Genomic DNA, 4,320 nt, shown 5'->3' on the forward strand with positions numbered 1-4,320 from the left:
AAGAAAAATTAATTCAACTTATATAGAAGAAAATCGTCCAAGGCCCGGTACTAAAAAATTGTATGCGCAGGCGTTGGAGAGGAAGTCCAAGGCCCGGTACTGAAGAAACAGCGCGTGCACGGGCGTTGGTGTGCCAGTCTAATGCCCGGTTGCGAAAAAAAACGTCTGCATGGACGTTGAAGAGATTAAAAGGCCTTAGCCCCTTTGAGTAGAGGGCTAAGGCCTTTTAGGATGAAACCGTTCGAAAAAGTGAATCAATTGCTTTCCAATTTCAAACGCGTTGTTAAGCAGTTCGCTCCACGAGCTCAGATTGGACAGGTTTTTTCTCAACCTTCCTTACTTTGCCTACAATGAAAGGTCCGAAAGGTAAATATGAAATCAATTTTATCGTTAACATGGAAGCCGCCAGCGAAACGGCAAACAATAATAATATACTGGCAAAGTAGCTTGAAAACACTCCAGCTAAATGTGGCGCCAAGAGCCGCTGGAATTGCCAGTGCAATAAATAAATTCCAAACGAATAATTGCTGATATGATTGATCATCTTGCTTGCCGGAATTTTTTGTCCCCAAGCAAATATAGCTAAGCAGAATGAAATGACCAAAGGAAACAAATCCATTCTTCTGGAATGAGTCCCTGTTACAAGCCCCGAACTATATGAAAAATATAGGAAAGCAGCGGAAAGAGCAAAAAGAACTATGGTAAGCCAACGGTATTTCAAAAGTGTTTTTGAAAGTGTCATGTAATATTTCCCTATCAGATATGCAACGGTAAAATAGCCAAACCATGCAAGAAAAGGGAGTCTCAGTACATGTGAATAGCTATCAAGCTTAATCAGTCCCTCTTTGATTATCAATAAATAACCGAACATTAACATTAAGCTTAGCGGTAACATCCATTTCATTGACAATTTTAATTTGGTAACCAAATAATGAAGAACGTAAAACTGAAAAATGACGAGAATGAACCACCCGACAAAATTTCCGGTCAGTATGTTTTCTGTAATTTTTTCCTCAATCACTACATTGTTGTTCAAATAGTGGGTCACAAGCGCATCGACTACAGCAAAAAATAAAAAAGGTATCAATATATAGTTCACTCGTTTTACCCAGAAATTGTTCGGAAGACGATCTGGATAACGATTGGCTAAAATCACAATAGATAGAACGATAAAAGCTGGCGTTGCCATGCATAAAAATATTCTGCCATAGTAATAAAGATCAACCTGTGGATGGTCAATAACTTTGGACATCTGCGTTGTACTATGAAGAAACACTATGCTTAAACAGGCTAACGCCCGCAATAAATTCCATTCCTTGATCATATGGCACCTCCATAATTTTGGATAGTACCATAATATAAATCACCCTTGCACCAACTTCAATATGGGGGTTTTGGCAGCGGTGGAATTATATTGAAGGCAATGAATAATAGGGAAGAAGAGATATTTTCCAATAGAAGTGCCTGACGCCAATGATTAATCGGCTGTTTCGGAATCAATGGTGAAAACAGTTATTACATTTTATGCCTGTCTAAGGAATCCAAAACTGAGACGGCCTGTGTAAGGTTCATCAAGAAAATGTGAGCCAAGTTCATGGAAAAATCATTTCTAACTACAACGCGCATAATCGTTATGTTTTCCATATCTGGTGGTAAAGGATAAGCAGGGACTTGCCAGCCAAATGCACGCAATTGACGAGACAAGTCGTAAAGATTCCAGTTTGATGTGTATCCTTCTTTTAGCCGCCATGAAAATACCGGAAGATCCGAACCGTCAGTAAATAGCTCAAAAGGTCCCATTTCGCTAATTGCCTTGCTAAGGTACTTTGCTACTGATTGGGAAGATTTTTGTACCTTATAGTATCCGTCTTTACCCAAGCGGAGAAAGTTGTAGTATTGCAGGAGGACCTGTGCGCTGGGACGGGAGAAACTTAAGGAGAATGTTGGTATGTTCCCGCCTAAATAGGACACTTGAAAAATGAGATCCTCAGGAAGGTCTTCGGCCTCACGCCAAATGATCCATCCAAGCCCCGGGTATACTAATCCAAATTTGTGTCCGGAAACATTGATGGATTTCACTCTGGCCAACTGAAAATCCCAGACTAAGTCCGGCTGGAGGAATGGTGCTACAAAGCCCCCCGATGCTGCGTCTACATGTATTGGAATATCGAGTCCTGTTCTTTCCTGAAGCTCGTCTAAGGCTTTTGCAATTTTTTCGATTGGTTCGTAAAGTCCTGTATAAGTCACTCCAAGAGTCGTTACAACGCCGATTGTATTTTCGTCTGCTAAAGCAAGTACACCCTTGGAATCAAGACTGGGATGATCCGGGGTAATGTTTACATAACGCGGTTCAACTTCCCAATAGTTGGCGAATTTTTTCCAAACGACATGTACAGCGGAACTTAATATAATATTTGGACGGTCTGTTGGCTTCCCCTGTTTCTTGCGCGCATGTTGCCAACGCCGCTTTAAAGCAAGCCCGCCGAGCATACATGCTTCCGACGATCCTGTTGTTGAAGCACCCATCGTATGATGTGGGCGGGGTGCATGCCAAAGATCGGCTAAAATGCGTATACACCGTTCTTCTATCGCCGCTGTCTGAGGATATTCCTCCTTATTAATCAAATTTTTGTTGGCTAATTCTAAGTGTAGGCGATCTGCGGTTGGCTCCATCCAGGTAGTAACAAATGTAGCAAGATTGAGCAGGGGATTGCCATCCAGAGCCATTTCATCGCGGACTATTTTGTATGCGTTTTCAGTTGGTGCGCCTTGATTAGGCATACGCAAGTGCTGAACAGACTCTTCTCCTTTGCGAACGAATAGAGGATTTATTGAAAATTCGTGCGGCCACATCAAATGTTTGCGGTGGGTGAACCAATCCGATCTCCCGTTTCTTGCCGGTCTGTGAAAATTGTAATAATACTTATACCAATTAAGCGGGTAAGAATTAAAAGGGCTTAAATATGGCCGATACTTTATATAATAACTATACATCAAGGCCCTCCTTATTTAACAACAACTTGTTAATAAGTATGAGGAACATCCTTAAACTAGAAGCGTCAACCTGCAGCATGAAAGGCGGATAAAAAGCTACTTAGGGTTCTTTTAGTTAAAAATGGCTTGAACATCGACTTCAAAGCCTTCGATGATTCTTGACTTTACAATTCCCTCTTTTTCATTTTCAACCAGGCAGTACTGGTCGTTTTCATCCAAAGTATAGACCATAATATTGTCCAATATGGGATTCACAATCCAATATTCTTTCACCTTGTTTTTCTGGTAGAGATTTGTTTTAAAAATCAGGTCATAAGATTGGTTAGAGGGGCTGACGATTTCGATGATCAAGTCGGGAGTCCCGATGTATCTCTGGTCCGTGAATCCGCTTTGATCGCAAATGACGGACAGGTCGGGGATAATGACAGTCGGCTGCTCATCTTTTTCGCCGCCGGCCAGTTCAATGTCATAAGGTGCCGTCAACACTTCGCATCCCGTGCCGTCCAAAAGATTGAACAGCTTTGCGGACAGTTTTACGGAAATCCTTTGGTGCCTTGTGCTTGGAGACGGGGACATATACACGACTCCGTCGACATATTCTAGCCGTTCGTCCGAATCTTTCCTCATTTCTTCGTATTCCATAAAAGAAATCAAGCGATCTCCCGGTACTTTCAATTCAATCACCGTCCACCATCTCATTTATTACTTATTATATGGCAAATTCGGCCATTAATAAATGGAACCGTTTTGTCAAGACAGAAAACAGCTGTTTGGAATGCAACCGAAACTTATAGGCGAAAAAAACAGTTGTTATATAAACTGAACTAAACATTGTTACCATTCTTATTAGGAATAAATCGGCTGACAACCTGTTTCGATGAAAAAGCGCCTGCGCGGTCATTGGCGGGCTGATCCGATNATATATTGGGGTGTTCGGTGTTGAAAATGGATTTGTAACTTGTCCTTGCGGCAGTGGCAAAAAGTATAAGTAATGGTATGGTATGAATTGATTTGGAAACAAAAAAACTCTGCGACGACAACAAAACAGGAAGGGGGATCCCCCTTCCTGTTTTGTTGTCCGCTCATCTTATTTTTTCAATTTAACAGTACTGGAGTCGGAATGACAGGATTTGAACCTGCGACCTCTTGGTCCCGAACCAAGCGCTCTACCAAGCTGAGCCACATTCCGGAATGCCGTGAGTGGGAGTCGAACCCACACGCCCTCGCGGACACTAGAACCTGAATCTAGCGCGTCTGCCTTTCCGCCACCACGGCAAAAAATCTAGATTTATTATAACATCACTAGCATTGCATAAATGTAGTTGG

At 42.0% G+C, this 4,320-nt stretch carries 3 protein-coding genes, 2 tRNA genes and 1 pseudogene; 1 reads left to right on the plus strand and 5 read right to left on the minus strand.

Going from position 1 to position 4,320, the window contains the following annotated elements; genetic code table 11:
- Positions 1-283 precede the first annotated feature (283 nt).
- The 3 genes and pseudogenes from D4N35_RS17455 to D4N35_RS17465 all read right to left on the minus strand — a co-directional run bounded on the left by D4N35_RS17455 (position 284) and on the right by D4N35_RS17465 (position 3,678).
- Entirely contained in the window at positions 284-1,324 is a 1,041-nt protein-coding gene (locus D4N35_RS17455; protein ID WP_120075952.1) for an acyltransferase family protein, read from the minus strand.
- Positions 1,325-1,496: 172 nt separating this feature from the next.
- A pseudogene (gad, locus tag D4N35_RS17460) lies at positions 1,497-2,853 on the minus strand (glutamate decarboxylase).
- A gap of 252 nt (positions 2,854-3,105) precedes the next feature.
- Positions 3,106-3,678 carry a Uma2 family endonuclease gene (locus D4N35_RS17465; protein ID WP_328591091.1) on the minus strand — a complete coding sequence of 191 codons (573 nt, stop codon included), beginning with the start codon at positions 3,676-3,678 and terminating at the stop codon, positions 3,106-3,108.
- 245 nt (positions 3,679-3,923) lie between these two features.
- Between D4N35_RS17465 and D4N35_RS18660 the strand changes: the two genes are divergently transcribed.
- Entirely contained in the window at positions 3,924-3,986 is a 63-nt protein-coding gene (locus tag D4N35_RS18660; RefSeq protein ID WP_368730950.1) for an SEC-C metal-binding domain-containing protein, read from the plus strand.
- A 123-nt stretch (positions 3,987-4,109) separates the two neighbouring features.
- On the opposite strand, the gene D4N35_RS17475 is transcribed toward D4N35_RS18660, so the two are convergent.
- Both D4N35_RS17475 and D4N35_RS17480 read right to left on the minus strand, forming a co-directional pair.
- Positions 4,110-4,183 (minus strand) — tRNA-Pro (locus D4N35_RS17475).
- Between the two features lie 3 nt (positions 4,184-4,186).
- Positions 4,187-4,269: transfer RNA gene (locus D4N35_RS17480), tRNA-Leu, on the minus strand.
- Positions 4,270-4,320: the final 51 nt, after the last annotated feature.

It is taken from the genome of Siminovitchia fortis (assembly GCF_003605365.2).
Classification (GTDB): domain Bacteria; phylum Bacillota; class Bacilli; order Bacillales; family Bacillaceae_C; genus Siminovitchia; species Siminovitchia fortis.